The sequence below is a fragment of the Streptomyces sp. NBC_00076 genome, assembly GCF_045041235.1.
GTDB lineage: Bacteria > Actinomycetota > Actinomycetes > Streptomycetales > Streptomycetaceae > Streptomyces.
This window is the reverse complement of record NZ_CP108242.1, coordinates 10805894-10821518: the sequence shown is the minus strand read 5'-3', so window position 1 is coordinate 10821518 and position 15625 is coordinate 10805894. Positions and strand designations below refer to the sequence as shown.

The 15625-nt window shown below is 68.9% G+C and carries 13 protein-coding genes and 2 pseudogenes; 7 read left to right on the top strand and 8 right to left on the bottom strand.

What is annotated here, in order from left to right:
- Positions 1 to 9: 9 nt before the first annotated feature.
- From OHA64_RS48535 to OHA64_RS48525, 3 genes are read right to left on the bottom strand one after another with little or no spacing between them, the layout of a single operon-like run.
- Positions 10 to 939 carry a UTP--glucose-1-phosphate uridylyltransferase gene (locus OHA64_RS48535; RefSeq protein ID WP_405623770.1) on the bottom strand — a complete coding sequence of 310 codons (930 nt, stop codon included), beginning with the start codon at positions 937 to 939 and terminating at the stop codon, positions 10 to 12.
- Positions 939 to 2561, bottom strand: a complete 1623-nt coding sequence (locus OHA64_RS48530; RefSeq protein WP_405623768.1) for an IS3 family transposase — start codon at positions 2559 to 2561, stop codon at positions 939 to 941. The genes OHA64_RS48535 and OHA64_RS48530 overlap by 1 nt, the downstream gene beginning before the upstream one ends.
- Positions 2527 to 2835 carry a transposase gene (locus OHA64_RS48525; RefSeq protein WP_405623767.1) on the bottom strand — a complete coding sequence of 103 codons (309 nt, stop codon included), beginning with the start codon at positions 2833 to 2835 and terminating at the stop codon, positions 2527 to 2529. Before OHA64_RS48525 ends, OHA64_RS48530 begins: the two co-directional genes overlap by 35 nt.
- A 306-nt stretch (positions 2836 to 3141) precedes the next feature.
- Here OHA64_RS48525 and OHA64_RS48520 point away from each other — a divergent pair, with 306 nt between their 5' ends.
- From OHA64_RS48520 to OHA64_RS48500, 5 genes and pseudogenes are all read left to right on the top strand, one after another.
- A complete protein-coding gene (locus OHA64_RS48520; protein ID WP_405624462.1) occupies positions 3142 to 3408 on the top strand; it encodes a hypothetical protein in 267 nt (88 codons plus the stop codon).
- Positions 3366 to 3644 (top strand): OsmC family protein, encoded by a 279-nt coding sequence (locus tag OHA64_RS48515; RefSeq protein ID WP_405624430.1) that lies wholly within the window; start codon positions 3366 to 3368, stop codon positions 3642 to 3644. Before OHA64_RS48520 ends, OHA64_RS48515 begins: the two co-directional genes overlap by 43 nt.
- Before the next feature lie 223 nt (positions 3645 to 3867).
- Positions 3868 to 4290, top strand: a complete 423-nt coding sequence (locus OHA64_RS48510; protein ID WP_405623766.1) for an OsmC family protein — start codon at positions 3868 to 3870, stop codon at positions 4288 to 4290.
- 81 nt (positions 4291 to 4371) lie between these two features.
- Positions 4372 to 4752, top strand: a pseudogene (locus OHA64_RS48505) (FAD-binding protein); the annotation flags it as partial.
- Between the two features lie 277 nt (positions 4753 to 5029).
- Positions 5030 to 5838, top strand: a protein-coding gene (locus OHA64_RS48500) for an IS5 family transposase (RefSeq protein ID WP_405623765.1) whose coding sequence is annotated in 2 segments (ribosomal slippage) — positions 5030 to 5369 and positions 5369 to 5838 — 810 coding nt in all. Because the reading frame shifts where the segments join, the coding sequence is not laid out codon by codon here.
- 9 nt (positions 5839 to 5847) lie between these two features.
- Here the strand turns inward: OHA64_RS48500 and OHA64_RS48495 are convergent.
- Positions 5848 to 6828, bottom strand: coding sequence for a CehA/McbA family metallohydrolase (locus tag OHA64_RS48495; RefSeq protein ID WP_405623764.1), 981 nt, complete (start codon positions 6826 to 6828; stop codon positions 5848 to 5850).
- A gap of 423 nt (positions 6829 to 7251) precedes the next feature.
- On the opposite strand from OHA64_RS48495, the gene OHA64_RS48490 reads away from it, so the two are divergent.
- Positions 7252 to 7500 (top strand): hypothetical protein, encoded by a 249-nt coding sequence (locus tag OHA64_RS48490; RefSeq protein ID WP_405623763.1) that lies wholly within the window; start codon positions 7252 to 7254, stop codon positions 7498 to 7500.
- 386 nt (positions 7501 to 7886) lie between these two features.
- Positions 7887 to 8112 (top strand): annotated as a pseudogene (locus OHA64_RS48485) (transposase family protein); the annotation flags it as partial.
- Positions 8113 to 8272: 160 nt separating this feature from the next.
- Here OHA64_RS48485 and OHA64_RS48480 read toward each other — a convergent pair.
- From OHA64_RS48480 to OHA64_RS48465, 4 genes are all read right to left on the bottom strand, one after another.
- Positions 8273 to 8761, bottom strand: a complete 489-nt coding sequence (locus OHA64_RS48480) for a GNAT family N-acetyltransferase (RefSeq protein WP_405623762.1) — start codon at positions 8759 to 8761, stop codon at positions 8273 to 8275.
- Between the two features lie 326 nt (positions 8762 to 9087).
- Positions 9088 to 9318 carry a hypothetical protein gene (locus tag OHA64_RS48475; protein ID WP_405623761.1) on the bottom strand — a complete coding sequence of 77 codons (231 nt, stop codon included), beginning with the start codon at positions 9316 to 9318 and terminating at the stop codon, positions 9088 to 9090.
- A gap of 429 nt (positions 9319 to 9747) precedes the next feature.
- Complete coding sequence (locus OHA64_RS48470; RefSeq protein ID WP_405623760.1) at positions 9748 to 12522, bottom strand: AAA family ATPase; 2775 nt, start codon at positions 12520 to 12522, stop codon at positions 9748 to 9750.
- Positions 12523 to 12741: 219 nt separating this feature from the next.
- Complete coding sequence (locus OHA64_RS48465; protein WP_405623759.1) at positions 12742 to 15561, bottom strand: ATP-binding protein; 2820 nt, start codon at positions 15559 to 15561, stop codon at positions 12742 to 12744.
- Positions 15562 to 15625 lie beyond the last annotated feature (64 nt).

Here is a 15625-nt window from a genome sequence, read left to right as displayed (position 1 = left end):
ACCGGCAGGTCAGGTTTTGGTTTTCACCTGGAGGGCGGCAGCACGGTCGACGTCGAGTCCGGCAACCAGGCCGTGCAGAGCGGGGCCGTACTCCGGGTGGGCGAGGGCGAACGCCATCTGGGCGACCATGTAGTCGGCCGGGTTGCCGGTGTCGTACCACCGGCCCTGGATGACCTGCCCGTACACCGCGCGGGTGGAGGCGTAGGCGTTGATGGCGTCAGTCAAGTAGATCTCGCCGGACCTGTGCTCGTACCAGCGGCGGGTCTGCTCGCGCAGTTCGTCGATGATGCCGGGGGTGACGACGTAGCCGCCGATAGCCGCGTACGACGACGGTGCGGCGGCGGGCTCGGGCTTCTCGACCAGGCCGGTGATGCGCAGTTGGCCGTCCCCGAGGTCTTCCTTGAGGATGGGCACCCCGTAGCGCTGGGAGTCGGTGGGATCCATCGGCATGAGGGCCAGCACCGGACAGCCGGTCTGTTCATACGCACGGATCAGCTGCTGGGCGCGGGGGACCTCGGCCACGAAGACGTCGTCGGGCCACAGCACGAGCACCGGCTCGTCGCTGAAGGCACGGGCCGCGTTCAGCACGGGTGTGCCGTTGCCGTACGGACCGTACTGGTCCAGGTACGTGATGTGGCCCTGACGGGCCAGCTCCGCGACCTCCTCCACCGCGTCCGCGTAGGCTGTCTTGCCGTCCTCGCGGAGTTGTTCGACGAGGGCGGGGTTGGGGCGGAAGTGGTCCTGGATGAGGCTCTTGCCGCCGGACACGACGATGGTGATGTCGGTGATGCCGGAGTCCACCAGCTCGCGGACGGTGTGCTCGATGACCGGCTTGTCGCCGACCGGGAGCATTTCCTTGGGGATCGCCTTCGTCAGGGGCAACAGACGGGAGCCAAGCCCGGCGGCGGGAATCACGGCTCTGCGGATCATCGGGGTCATCACGTCTCTTTCTCCGGTCGGCAGGGCACTGTCATTGAGGGATGAGGAGCATCACGACCATTCCCAGGGCGCGTCGCACCCTGCCAGACGTGGCCGTAGAGCTCCTTGGCGGAAGAACTCGTCGCGGTGCCCGTGCTCCGTCGCAGCCCGGCATGTCGCACATGAGCGACCTCAGGGCGCACACGAGGAGATGCAGCACCAGTACCACGGTGCCCGCACCGTGGGTGGCTGGCTCCGGCCAGCATGGAGCACACGACGTCAGTGGTGCTCAAGCTCGTCGTGCCCTGCCACGCAGTGGTCTTCCCGCTGTGACGATGCGTTCCGCCCTGGAGTTCGAAGCGCACCTCACTCTCGATCACGTAGCCGAAGGCCGGTCCCGAGTGGCGCTGCGAAGGGGTTCTGGGGGCACCGGGCGACCGCTCGGTCAGGAGGGTCATGGCCGAGGCACCCTCGGGCACGTGTGGGACGCGGCGTCCTGCAGCATCGTCGCGGCGGTCATCCATGCCTCCGTCTGCTGCTGTCCGCTGGTTTCGGTCGCCGAATCCCTGCTCGACACTGTGTGGCACCTCCGTGGTTGTCTCCCGAAGTGAAGACCGCGTAAGCCATGCTTGTGTGACAGATGCCGTCGCTTCTGTGACGCTCCCTTGCTCGGTGTCACAACCATGGCGTGAGCGCTGTCGTGAGCTTGTTCCGCTTTGACGGACACCGTCGGTGTGGTGGTCAGGCTGCGAGTGTGGTCTCGTATCGGCGGGACTGCGGTAGCCGAGGCTGCTGTGCAGTCGGTGCAAGTTGTACCAGCCTTCTAAGAAGTCGAAGATCGCGGTGCGGGCAGCGGCCCGGCTAGGCCAGGAGCTCGTGTCGAGCAACTCCCGTTTGATGGTGGCGAAGAACGACTCGGCGAGCGCGTTGTCCCAGCACTGACCGGTGCGGCCGACGGACAGGCGGACTCCGAACTCCCCTGATAGCGTGGCGAATCGCTGACTGGTGTACTGACAGCCGCGGTCCGAGTGAAAGATCACCGGACGCGCGGGGCGACGCTCGCGGCAGGCCGCCGTGAGGGCGTCGGCGACCTGTTCGGTCCGCAGGTGGTCGGCAGTGGACCAGCCGACCACGCGGCGGGAGGCGATGTCGATGACGGGGGCCAGATAGAACCAGCCCTCGTCGGTGGCAACGTAGGTGATGTCACCGCACCAGCGGGTGTCGAGGCCGTCCGGGACGGGAGCGAAGTTGCGGACGACAAGGTCGGGCCGGGCGGCGGCCCGCGGGTCGGGGATCGTCGTCAGCCGCCGTCTCCTGCGGTGGCGGCCCTCAAGCCCGGCGTCGCGCATCAGTCTGGCGATGCGGCGCCGTCCGCAGTCCTCGCCCTGTCGTTGCAGGGCGGCATGGACCCGCGGGACCCCGTAGGTTCCACGGGACCGCTCATGGACTTCCGTGATCTTCTCGGTCAGCTCAGTGTCCCGGACCGCTCGCGGCCCCGGCTTGGCCGTGCGGCGGGCGTAGAAGGCGGTTCGGGAGACCTTCAGCAGTTCACACGCACGCTTGACGCTGTAACCGCCATGCTTTCCGCCTCGATGAACGGGTGCACCGTCACCGGGTCTCCTTCGCGAAGAAAGCCGTCGCACGCTTGAGGACCTCGACGTCCTCGCGCAGCCGACGGTTCTCCCGCCGCAGTGCGGCCAGTTCCTCGCCTTCGCTGCTGGTCAGTCCGTCGCGTTCGCCCGCGTCGACTTCGGCCTGGCTGCCCCACAGCCGCACCGCCCTCTCGGTCAGATCGAAGTCCTTGGCGATCTGGCCGACCGAGCGGTCACCGCGCCGGCACAGCTCGACGCTCTCGGCCTTGAACTCCGGCGTGAACGAGCGGCGAGGGCGTGGCTTCTTCTTCCCCATGCTCGCCATGATGGACGTCCTTCCGAGGCTGAACCCCTGATCTCGGATGTCCGTCAAAGCGGATCAAGCCCACACGGTGTCACATCGGGAGTGACTTGCCCGTCAACTGGCTGTACCGGAACCGGGGCGTCGCCCGCGACATGAAGGTGGACAAGACATGGCATGTTGCCTAGTTGGTTCGATGGGTTCTGCCCATGGCCGGGCGTCTCGCGTGGCGTGTCGGTGTGACATGCCGACGCCGGCAAGCAGCGGACTTCCCGCATCGATGCCGGCTTCACGCCCGACCGTGTACGGCGGCGCTGAGGGAGCCATGCGGTGACCGAGCAGATCCGGCTGCCCGATCTGTCCACCGACAAGGACTTCGACGGGGAGTTCTTCGCCCCTCTCTACACCACGACGGTGATCGTGAGCGGTGGGACAGCGAGTCACGGGCGGGCCTCGGGAAGAGCACGCTCGGCCGACGGAGTACTGGATCTCAACCTGCGCATGCCCGCCGAACTGGGGGGGGGAGAGACGGCCAGGGGACGAACCCCGAGCAACTGTTCGCCGCCGGCTTTGCCGCCTGCTTCCACGGGGCGCTGAGTCTGGTGGCACGACAGGCCGCGCTCGACGCCGCCGCGATCTTTGTGGAGGCAACCGTGGCCTTCGGGCGCGGCCCGGGAGACGGCGGCTACTTGTTGCGCGTCGACCTGGTGGTCAAGTGGCCTGGCATCGACGCTGAGATCGCCGCCCCGCTCCTGAGGAAGGCCGATTCGCTGTGCCCTTACGCGAGGATGGTCTGGCAGGGAACACCGACAACCATCACGCTGGCTTCCTGACCGCCGGGTGTCTGCTCAGCGTCCGCCCTTCCAGGCTGTTTCAGTAGCCTTCGAGTGCCGCACACCGGCAACACGACCACTCTTGTCGTGGAAAACGTGTCACATGAGCGTGAGCCTTTCGGTCCTAGCAGTGAAGGGACGAGCCACAGCGTCCCGACGCAACTCCGCCCGGCTTGGTGATCACCAGCCGCACGGCGGTCCGCCTCGCCCGAGAGGAAGACTGATGAACGCACGCATCGTGTCCGTAAGTGAGGGCCCGCGCCTCGCCCGTTCCATTGCGGTCGGCCCTCATACGCTGACCGCGGACGAACCCCGGCCTATCGGCACGGATACGGGGCCCACCCCCGGAGAACTGCTTCTGGCCGCGCTCGGGGCGTGTACCTCCATGACCGTCCGGGCGTACGCAAACAGGCACGGTTGGCAGCTCGACCAAGTCGATGTGGCGGTGCGGTTCGATCCACAAGGGCAGATCGTCAAGAGCATCCGGTTGACCGGCGATCTGGAGCCTGCCCACACCAGGCAACTGCTGGCAGTTGCCGGGCGCTGTCCTGTGCACCGTCTCCTGACCGGCGAGGCCACGGTCGTCAGCGTTCCCACTGTGGCGGCGAGGTCCCGCGCGTCCCACAGCCGGGCTGTGCCGGAATGACCTGGCCCGGTACGGTCTCCCGGCGCCCGCGCAGGGGTGTCTTGTCAGGGTGAGTGACACCCCAGGTAATCGGAGCACAGCGTGGCTGTCACCGAACAACGTCTTGCCACCTGGGTGCTGTTGATCGGCCCCGGAGGAACCGGCCTGCGAACGGCGATCGAACTGGCTGAAGCCGGGATCGACGTCCTCGCCGTCGGCAAACGCCCAAAGAGGACGCCCATACGGCACTGGCTTCCGGCCGCAGGCGGCATCAACGCGGCCCTGGCCACCCTGGGCCCCGAGGACAGCCGGCAGCAGCACGCGGCCGACACCCTCCAGGAGAGCTACCTGCTGGCCGGCCTTCGCACCGCCCAGATCGTCACCCATGGTGCCGCCCGAGGCATCGACGACCTGGAACGCTACGGCACAGCCTTCGCCAAGGAAAAGGACAGTCGGATCTCCCAGCGCTTCTTCGGCGCGCACAGGCTCCTGAAGCGGCGGGGCAAGCTCTGGCGGTGCGCTTCAGCGCGGATTCCGGTCACCGGTCGCTGAGTGGACGCGGAACTGCCTGCACTGGGCCAATCACGAGCCGGGCATCGAATCGATGCCCGGCTCGAGTCGGTGCACCGCCGGCCGATATCGATCGGCGGGCCGCCGCAAAATGCACCTTTTCGCGCCCAGAAAAGGACTTACTGATCGTTTCAGAAAGACTTGACTCGCAAGTCTTGTACTCGGTGATCTTGGTGGGCAGGGTGTCCTGGTGCGTGCTGATCTTGTTCCGGATGACCTGTGGGAGCGCGTGGCTCCGCTCCTGCCGCCCGCTCCTGAGCGGCGCCGCCGCTACCCCGGCCGACTGCGCGTTCCCGACCGGGCGGCACTCGCCGGGGTCATGTTCGTACTGCGGACCGGTGTCGCCTGGCGCGACGTCCCGGCCGAAACGGTCGGCTGTTCCGGGGTGACGGCCTGGCGCCGGCTTCGGGACTGGACCGAGGCTGGCGTCTGGCCGCGCCTGCACGCAGCCTTGCCGGCCGAGCTGCGCCGCGCCGACCTGCTGGACCTTGCGCACAGTGCTGTTGACGGCTCGCATGTCCGGGCCCTGAAAGGGGGGATCACGTCGGCCCCTCACCGGTCGCCCGCGCCCGTCCCGGTTCCAGGCACCACCTGATAGTCGACTGGCATGGAACCCCGCTCGCCGTCACGCTCACCGGCGGCAACCGCCACGATGTCACCCAGTTGCTGCCGCTGCTCGACGCGGTCCCACCGATCCGGGGGCTGCGAGGGCGGCCTCGCCGCAAGCCGCGACACCTGTATGCCGACCGGGGCTACGACTTCGACAAGTACCGCCGCCTGCTGTGGAAGCGCGGCATCAAGCCGAGGATCGCCCGACGCGGCGTGGCCCACGGTTCAGGGGTCGGCAAGGTGCGTTGGGTGGTGGAACGGGCCTTCGCTTGGTCGCACCAGTTCAAACGGCTCCGGATCCGCTACGAGAGACGCGCAGACCTCCATCAGGGCCTGCTCGAACTGGCCTGCAGCCTCATCTGCCTCCGTCGCTTGCGGACCTCACGATGAAGCGAGCGGTCAGTTGAGGATGATCGGATTGGTGAGTGCGGCGACGTGCCCATTGGAATGGCGGACCTCAATGCGAACGAACGCCGAGTGCTCCGCCGTCGTGTCCCACTGCACCACGCCCGCCCCGTCAGCAGGGAGAGACGCCCGGTGAACCGTCCCTCGATCGGTGTGGAAGCTGACGGTCCCCACGGGCACACCTCGTACTGCTGCCTGCAATTCCACCTGCTCACCATAAGTCGGGAGCCGTTCGCCCACCCCGACAACGCGACCATCGGCATTGGCGGTGTACGACACGTCCACATCCGCCGACTCGGCGATCCAGCTGCGGCCGGCACGGATTCCGGCCAGGACCGCCTCGGTACTCAGCTCCTCGGCGAAGACCACGGTGTGAGGGATGCCGATCTGCCCTTCCAAGTGGGTGTCGCTGTTTCCCATCGCAGGCCGCCACGAGCCCGTGTGGATGTCCGCTGCGAGGCGCCGCCCCCACTCCGCCAGAGCCGCCTCGTTGTCAGCGTTCCAGGGCCGGTCCGAAGTCCACAGTCCGTTCCACACCTCCACCACGTCGAAGCCCCGGAAGGGGAACATGAAGTCGCCCGACGGGTAGGGCGCATGCGGGTGCGCGGCCACGCACAGGCCCCCTGCTCGATGGACCTGGTCCAGGCACTTGTCAACCAATCCATCCCTGACCTGGTGGTTCCAGTCGACGGCCTCGCCGGGATTGATTCCGAGCGCGAGCCAGTGCCCGGTCTTCGTGGTCACTTCCTCACCGAGGACGATCAAGAAGTCATCGGCGGCCAAATGCCCCCATGCACCGGGGGCCGCGGCTGAGTTGTGCTCCGTCGTCGCGATGAAGTCGAGCCTGGCGGCGCGCGCCTGGGCGGCCAACTCTTCAGGGGTGAGTTCCCCGTCCGAGTGGACGGAGTGGACATGGCAGTCCCCGCGGTACCAGGCCGCCCCGCGTCCGACCGCCCGCGCCGACGGGAAGCTCAACCTCGACAAGGTTCTCCCTCCAAAGTCCTGTCGAGTCAACGCGCAGGCAGGACAAGCGGTTCCGTCGCGCCACTGAGCACCATCTCAGCCGAAAGGTCAGACCAAGATCTCATTCTGAAACGATCAGTTAAAAGGACGCAGAAAGAACGGCTTCCGATGTCACAAAGCAGCGTTCTATCCAGTCAAGTATGCAGTAGGGCAAATCGCCTCGCCCATCTGGACGGTACGCCGCTCTTCCGACGTGATCGCCCGAGTCGGAACGGAGATGAGAACAGCATGCTGCTCCAGACGGACAGGTACCTCGCACAGGGCGCATCCGCGGTCGTCATACCCACTGCCGAGACGGTTCCGGAGCCCGGCACCTCCGGTTGCAGCCGACGTGACCCTGCAGTCGGTGAGCGAGTCCCCGCCGGCTCTTGCCTCGTGAATCATGGCAAGTGGTTGGTCGGTCTGCAGTTCCACACCGCCAACTCCCAGCGCCTGTGGCTGTACTACGTTGTGGACGAGGCCTTCGACACGATCCACGCGGCGCGCATGGCCGCCGTCCAGCGCGCCGGCAGTGACCCGGATCGGGTGGCCCGCTGCGGGGACCAGGCCGAGGCCGATCAGGTCGAGGTCCAGCGCATCCTTCGGGATGTCCTCGGCCATTACCGTCTGAGCCGGTGTCTCTGAACCGCTCCGGCGAGGGCCGTCCCTATGACCGGCCGGCGTGAATGGCACACCAGACAACCGGCTTTCAACCCGTACGGCTCGGCCGCTCCGTCGGTGAACACGCCGGTCGTGCGGGCTGAACGGCGGCGGGCTGCGAAGGCCGCGTCCCGGCCGCAAAAAATCCCGGCCGAACTGCCTGAAAACCGAGCCTGGGGCAGACGACTAAGGGGCACGCCGGCACCGTCGCCGTCCCCGGTTGACTACACCGGGCAGCGGCCCGTCCGCGCCGCCTTCTGGATGATGGCGACGTCGCCAGTCGCCGTGCAGAGCGGTGTTCAGGGAGTGGACGGCCTGCTGCACCGCGGCGGTTGCGGCCTGCGTGCACTGGAGCGGGTTGAGCATCATCTCTCAACTGCGGCATGGCCGTACCGCACCGCCAACGTCCCGGGCGGAATCTGCTCCCGGGCGAGGAGGAGCACAACGCCGCCCGCCGCAAGGTCCGCGCCCGGGTGGAACACGTCATCGGCCGCATGAAGAACTACAAGATCCTCCGCCACTGCAGGCGGCACGGCGACGGCCTCCACCACCGTCCAAGCCGTCGCCCACCTCCACAACCTCGCCCTCGCCTCATGAACAGAAAACCCCTCCCCCGCTCTGGCCTGCACGAACACAGCCATGTGTAGGGACTGGGGGACAGAGGCGACGGCACACACGCAGCGCGCGGCGTCCAGCGACTCCTGCATGCCGGCCACCACGCAGGCGAAGCCGGTGCCTCGTCAACCGGCACACCACGTCATTCCGAAGGAATGCGAAACTCGAATTCGGGACGGTCCCACGGCACGGCGGGCGGGTTCGCCAACGCGGTCCCGGTCCGGACCGCACCCACGCGGTGGTAGAAGTCCTCGGCGGGAACATGCGATACGACCTTGAGACGGTCGATCCCGGCGGCACGGGCCTCGGTCTGCATGTGCGCCACGAGCTGCCGCCCAATGCCCCGTCCTTGCGCTTCGTCGGCAACGAACAGCAGCTCGAGCTCCGGTGGATCGAGCACGAGCGAGTAGAACCCGAGGACCTGGCCTCCATGCTCGTCAGCGCCGACGGCCACAAAGGCGCGGTGGGCCTCGATGTAATCAGGACCGACCCGGTAGCCCGCCACTGCGGCCGCGTACTTACCCGCGTAGGCGCCTGAGCCTCGCACAAGCCGCGTGAGCCGTTTGGCATCCCGCGCGACGGCCCTCCGTATCGTGATCGACTGCCTGATCGGGGAAGTGCGTGATCTCATCCGGCGAGTATTTCGCACCGGGGAGTGCCTTCCCGCGACGGGTCGGCTGCCCGGGCAGGCGTTCCTGGACCGCTACCGGGAACCACCCGTGCGAGCGCAACCCATCTCACGCCAAGACCGCGCCGGAGCCCTTCGGTGGTTGGTGTTCGGCCCGAGCCCTCAAGGAAAGACCCACACCCAGGCCCTCCTGCGCCTGACCCGCCAACGCATCAACGTGCTCTTCGCGATGCTCCGCGACGGCACCCTCTACGAACCCAGACCCCCGCGCGTCGCTTGACGAAGGACATAGAGGCACCCCCCACTGCCCGCATTGGAGGTCAGTCTGCTCACTCCGCGTCCGTGGTGACCGTCGTTCCCGTGGTCGCGGGCGTCTCGCCGGCCCCGGACGGCGCATCGACGACGTCATCGTTCTCGGTTCTGTCGCCGTTCACTGCGCCCATCTTCTCGGTGGGGCTGTCCTTGACGTCACTCTCCTTCTGCCGCCTCTTCAGGCTGAGTTCCCTGGCCATCTTCTCGGAGTACAGCCTCATCTCAGCCTCTGTCCGGTGCTCGAACATTGTTGCCTCCATGTCAGTTCGTGGGGTGCGGCGCACACAGGTGGGTCCGCTGGGCCAGTGCGTCCTCGTGCTGCACCCACAGGTCCAAACGGAACGCACGGACAGCGGCCGTCACACATTCCGCGGGTCACATAACCGTTTGAAGGGATGACCGGGCACCCCGCGCTTCTGTGACAGGACGGGTCACCTGATGTATGCGAATAAGAGGGCACCACGCTGCCCATTACCTTCGTGGCAGAGCCCGGTTCGGGCTCGTGGCGTTCGTGAGGCTTGGAGGCCATATCGGCGGCGCTGCCGCTTGTCGTCTCGGACCTGCTGATGCGCGCCTCTTGATGGATACGCAGGTTCCGGGCCATGTCCGTGAGGGCCCCTGGTTACGAAGCGTCCAGCGTCCAGGTCTCGGATTTCGGGGATCACGCCAGTCGCGGATCAGGCCGATGTCGCCTCGTCTTCGAACTGGATGGCACTGATCTCCCGGCGGGAAGAGATGCTGAGCTTCGAGAACACCTTGCGGAGATGCCACTCGACCGTGTGGCGGCTGAGGAACAGCTGGGCGCCGATCTCGGGGTTCGTGAGCCCTTTCCCGGCGAGTCGGGCGATCTGCGCCTCCTGCGAGGTGAGGGCCGTGGGCGTCGCGACCGTGTGGTTGCGCACCTTGGCCCCCGTGGCCTGCAACTCGCCTCGCGCGCGTTCAGCGAACGCTTCCGCCCCAAATCGGCTGAACATCTCGTGGGCGAGGTCCAGTTGGGCACGAGCGTCGACGCGGCGGTTCTCGCGGCGCAACCACTCCCCGTAGAGCAGATGCACACGGGCGAGTTCCATGCGGACCCGGGTCCGGGCGAGCCGCTCGATCGCCTCACGGTAGAGCCGCTCCGCGGAGTCGCCCTCGCTGAGCAGCGCCCGCGAGCGCGCTTCCACGCCCAGCGCCCACTCGGTGCCGCTGGCTCGCGTCGCGTCCGAGAGCCGCTCCAGCGCGCCGGTGGCCGACTCGGGTGAGCCGCTCCGTACGGCCGCCTCGATCAGCTCGGCCAGGGCCCACCGCGGCGAGGAGAACTCCCGCTGCTCGGCTGCTGCCTCCCGGGCCGCGGTCAGCGCCTGCGCGTACTGACCCAGCCCGTTGCAGAGCACCGCCTCGTACCAGCGTGTGACGGTGACAGTGGCCCCCTGGCCCCGCGGCACCGCCGCGACCAGGGCCGCGTCGATCAACGTACGCGCTTCGCCTTCGCGGCCGCGCCAGACGGCCAGGCCGAGGGGGCCCACACGCCCCGGGGTGCTGTTGCCGGTTGCCGCGCACGCCGCTGCGGTCTCCTCGATCAGCGACTCGGCCGCCGCCAGTTCCCCGGCGATGAGGTGCACGAACGCGCGGGAGTCGAGTGCGTCGGGGAGAGCGCTGAGCGCTCCGGCCTCGCGGGTGATCGTCACATGACGCGTCGCGGCCGCCTGCCAGTGCTCGTCGTCCCACAGATCCGAGGCGATGACGGATGCGAGCCAGAGCCGGCGCAGCTGCTCCTGCGCGGGGAGACGCTCGTCGCAGAGTGCTTCGAGTGCTTGCTCCATCATCCGTGCCGAGGCCGGGTAACCGTCGACGAGTCGCACGGCGAGGGCGTCCAGCACCATGTCGGACACCTGTGGCTGCCGTGCCGGCGGGGCCTCACGGGCGGCTTCGCCCACCTCCAGCAGCCCTGGGCCGCGCGCCAGGCGGCCGGCGAATATCGCCGCCGCGATGGCGTCCAGGTAGGTCCCACGAGCGAGTGCGACATCGCCGAGCCGGCCGAACCGGTCTGCGGCGGCGAGCAGCAGCTGCGGGGCCTCGCCGCCGCGGTTCTGGGCGAACGCGATCCCGGCGCGCAGCACCTCGATCCGCGCGCGGCCCAGTTCGTCGAGGGGTCCGGCCGCTGCCGTGGCGAGGAGGGTGGCGGCCGGCTCGAACGCCCCTGCGTGGAGTCTCGCCTGTGCTGCGTCCACCGCGCGCTGTGCGCGTCGCGCGGGATTCTGTGTCAGTGCGGTCGCGCGCTGGAGGAACGCGGCGGCCTCAGCGATACCGCCGCGTGCCTGGGCCCGGCCCGCGGAGCGCTCCAGTTCGGCTGCCACCGTCTCGTCGGGGCCCGAGGCTGCCTCGGCCAGGTGCCAGGCCCGGCGGTCGGGGTCGAGCCGGGCATCAGTGGCGTCGGCCAACGCTTTGTGCACCTGTCGGCGTTCGTTCGGGTCCGCCGCTCGATAGGCGGCCGAGCGCACCAGCGGGTGCCGGAACCGCACCCGGGCGCCGAGTGTGATCAGGTCCGCCGCGCCTTCGTGCGACACGGCCGTGTCGGCGTCGATCCCGAGGCACCCGGCCGCACGCCTCAGCAGTGTCACGTCGCCCAGCGGTTCCGCGGCGGCGATGAACAGCAGGCGTCGGGTCTCGGACGGGAGCGCCTGAACGCGGCGGAGGAACCCCTGCTCGATCTGGCTCGACAACGGCCATGCGTCCGGACGCTCGAACCCTCCGGCCATCTCCGCCGCGGTCAACCCGCGCGGCAGCTCGAGCAGGGCCAGCGGGTTGCCGCGCGACTCGGCGACTATGCGGTCGCGCACCCTTTCATCCAGCGGACCGGTGACGACCGAGTCGAGCAGTGTCCGGGAGTCGCGCTCGGTCAGTCCCGAGAGGGACAGCTCGGGAAGGCTGCCGAGAGTATGGCCGGTACTGGGTTCACGGACGGCGAAGACGAGCACAACCGATTCTGCGAGCAGTCGGCGGGCCACGAACTCCAAGGTCAGCGCGGATGCCTTGTCCAGCCACTGTGCGTCGTCGACGATGCAGACCAGCGGCTGGTCACCTCCGGCGTCCGCGATGAGACTCAGCGTGGCCAGACCCACGAGGAACCGGTCGGGCGCGGCGCCGGCGCGCAGACCGAAGGACGTGCCGAGCGCATCGCGCTGGGGCTCGGGCAGCTGGTCGAGCCCGGTGAGCAGAGGAGCGCAGAGCTGGTGCAGGCCGGCGTAGGAGAGTTCCATCTCGGACTGGACGCCGGCCGCTCTGATGGTGCGACATCCGGTGGCACGACCGAGGAGATGTCTCAGCAGCTCGGTCTTGCCGATCCCGGGCTCACCGCGCAGGACCAGGACACCGCTGCGCCCGGCTCTGGCGCCTGCCACGAGATCGTCGAGAGCCTTGCATTCGTTCTCCCTGCCGAGGAGCCGGGCCCGTGAAACGCGCCTCGCCATGGCAGCTCCCTTGTCAGGATGTTCGCTGAGTATGTTATCCGTCTGCTGATCGCGGCGCCCATGGTCGACCGGGACGAATCGGCTCGTATACGGGCCCGCAGAACGACTGAGCAGGCTCGGGGTCAAACGGGGCATCCACTGGTCCTCGTCGACCTCGGGCAGACGCGTCATTGCCCGCCCGGGCAGCCAAGAATCGATCGCACGGGTGACTACCTGTTGTCAGCCGGCGTCGGCGCCGGACGAGTCGCTCGCCGAGTGTCCGTCCTGGAGTGCGGCGAGCGCCGCAGCGAGCTTGCCCCGGCTGGTGATGCCCAGGCGGGGATAGATGCGATACAGGTGGGCTCCGACGGTGCGGTGCGAGATGAACAAGCGCTGGCCGATCTCCCGGTTGCTCAGCCCCCGCGACGCGAGCACCGCGATCTGCATCTCCTGGGCCGACAGGCGGTCGCTGGTGTTCGCGTGCCGTCGGCCGCTCGACTCGCCGGCGGCACGCAACTGCTCGCGAGCCATCTCGGCCCAGGGCCGCGCGCCGATCCGGTCGAACTCGTCGCGGGCGCTGCGCAGCGGATTCCGGGCGTCGACGTTGTGCCGTTGCCGACGCAGCCGGCGGCCGTGATGCAGGTGCAGCCGGGCCCGCGCCAGGGCCCAGTCGGCGGGCAACGCGGCCAGCGCCGCGGCGTAGCGCTCCTCCGCCGTGTCATCCGGTGCCAGCACCGCCTCGGTGTAGACGTGGGCCACCACCATCATTTCCGAGGGCAGTCGGGCGGCCAGCTCGGGGAGTACGTCGAGTAGTTCCCGGGCCCGCTGCACGGTGCCCGCGGCTACTGCGGCGTCCGCCAGGTCCGGTGCGAGCAGCCAGCGGCTGACCGAGTGGTAGTGCGGGTCCGCCGGGTCGAAAGCGCGCGCAAGTGCGTCGTACGCCTCGGCCGCGCGGCCGTCGAAGAGCGCGAGCAGGCCCTCCACCTGCTGCGCCATGACGGCGGCGAAAGGCATGCCGGGGAACAGCCGGTGGGCGCGCAGTTCGCCGAGCATCCGCTCCGCGGCCTCGGTCTCCCCGCGCAGCGCCGCCACCAGACTCCCTGTCGCCTTCACGCCCAGCCAGACGATCCACTCCCCCGTCTCCTCGGCGAGCGCGAGTCCCTCCCCGGACTCCTCGCGGGCTCGATCGAGCTGACCGAGGTACACCCGCGGCCAACTGCCCGCAAGTGACCTGGCGAGCAGCCCGAGCCTGCCCTGCGACCGCCACGCCGTGGCCGCCGGTGACAGGTACCGGGCGGCGAGGGTGGCGTCGCCCAGGACCATCGCGCCGCTGCCGAGGAAATGCATGATCCGGCCGTCCAGGCGGTCCGGCCGGGCGCTGCCGAGCCGTGCGATCACCTCGGCGCCGTACCGAAACGGTTCGGTGTACGCCCGTACCGTCAGCACGACGGGAGCATCCGGATCGGGGTTCCATCGGTCCAGCTCGGCCGCGGCCAGCGTGCGCACCCGTGCGTCGCCGTCCTGGAAGAAGCACCGGGCGGCCGCCCGCCACAGCAGGTTCTCGGCGACCTGCACGCCGCCTGCGTCGAACGCGCCGGCCGCTGCGGTCACCATGTCCTCGATCCGGCGGTGCGGCTCGTCGGGTTCGAACGCCGCCTTGTCGGAGACGACCATGAGGCGGGACCGCTCCAGCGGCCCGAGTTCGCTCATGTCGGCCCGGTCCAGCAACAGCTGGGTGTGAACCCGGTCGTTGATCTCGCTGGCCGATTCGACCGCCCGGACCAGGATTTCGGTCCTGCGGCGCGGGTCATGGACGAGCTCGGCCGCCTGGCGCAGGGCCGGCACGGCGGAGGCCACCTTGCCCCGGGCCAGCGCGGTGTCGGCGAAACGTTCCAGCCGGGCGGCGAGTTCCTCGTCCGGGCCGAGCGTCGCGGCCGCCAGGTGGAGGAGCTGGCGCTCGGGGGTGTCGGCCATGGCCGCGGCGATGGCGCGGTGGGTGGCCAGCCGGTCGGCGACCGTGGCGCGGGTGTAGATCGCCGAGCGCATCAGCGGATGCCGGAACTCGAGGGTACGGCCGACCAGACCGACGAGGCCCGCGTCGACCGCCTCCTGCACCGCGTCCACGGAAACCGTCGTGCCCGCCAGACGGCTCGACACCTCCAGCAGCCGGTTCAGTGGTGCGCTGGGCTCGGCGGCCAGGGCCAGCAGAAGCGTTCGGCACTCCGGGCTCGCCGAGTCCGTACGCGCGGCGAACGCGTCCTCCAGTCGCTGGGTCAGCGGCAGATCGTCCAGCTGCGGTGCGCTGTCCGGCACTGTCTTGGGCAGCTCGACCAGGGCCAGCGGGTTGCCCGCGGAGCGCTCTAGGATGAGGGCACGGAGCGGCGCCGAGAGGCCCGGTGCGCCCGCGTCGAGCAGTTCGGCGGCGGCGGATTGGCCAAGCGGTTGCAGGTGCAGGTCCGGCTGCCCGCTCGGGGCGTAGGAGTCGACAGCCCGGGAGGCCGCCACGATCAGTACGGGAAGATCGCGGGTGCGGCGGGCGACGAATCTGAGGACGTCCCGGCTCGACGAATCGATCCACTGCAGATCGTCGACGAGCAGCAGGAGCGGTTGCCGGTCGGCCTCGTCGGCGAGCAGTTCGAGCACAGCGAGCGCAACCCGAAAGATATGTGGCTCGGTCTGCGTGGCGCTGAAGGCGTCGACCAGCGCAGTACGGTGCGAGGACGGCAGTTTCCCGATGCCGTCGGCGGCCGGTTGCAGCAGCAGTTGCAGAGCCGCGAACGGCAGCCACAGCTCGGTCTCCACACCGGCTGCGCTCAGCACCTTGAAACCGGCCTCGGTGCCCTCGGCGCCGACTGTGCGCAGCAGAGCCGACTTGCCGAGGCCGGCGGTGCCGTGGATCAACAGCGCACCGCCGCGTCCGTCCGCCGCGTCCGCCAGAAGCCCGCGCAGCTTTCGCAGCTCCGCGTCCCGGCCGATCATCGCGTGGGGGCTCGGTTCGGTCTCAGGAGGGCCCCGGCTGCTGTGCTGAGCATGTGCGGCTTCCTCGGTGCAGGGAGTCACGTCGCACCACATCCTAGCCGTGGCCCTTTACATCCTCGGAGCGATCGCACCATCGGTAGGACGA

Coding starts and splice junctions, on each gene's coding strand:
- OHA64_RS48475 (WP_405623761.1), bottom strand. CDS start 9,318: ATGTTCGAGCACCGGACAGAGGCTGAGATGAGGCTGTACTCCGAGAAG.
- OHA64_RS48470 (WP_405623760.1), bottom strand. CDS start 12,522: ATGGCGAGGCGCGTTTCACGGGCCCGGCTCCTCGGCAGGGAGAACGAA.
- OHA64_RS48525 (WP_405623767.1), bottom strand. CDS start 2,835: ATGGCGAGCATGGGGAAGAAGAAGCCACGCCCTCGCCGCTCGTTCACG.
- OHA64_RS48510 (WP_405623766.1), top strand. CDS start 3,868: ATGAACGCACGCATCGTGTCCGTAAGTGAGGGCCCGCGCCTCGCCCGT.
- OHA64_RS48535 (WP_405623770.1), bottom strand. CDS start 939: ATGACCCCGATGATCCGCAGAGCCGTGATTCCCGCCGCCGGGCTTGGC.
- OHA64_RS48480 (WP_405623762.1), bottom strand. CDS start 8,761: ATGAGATCACGCACTTCCCCGATCAGGCAGTCGATCACGATACGGAGG.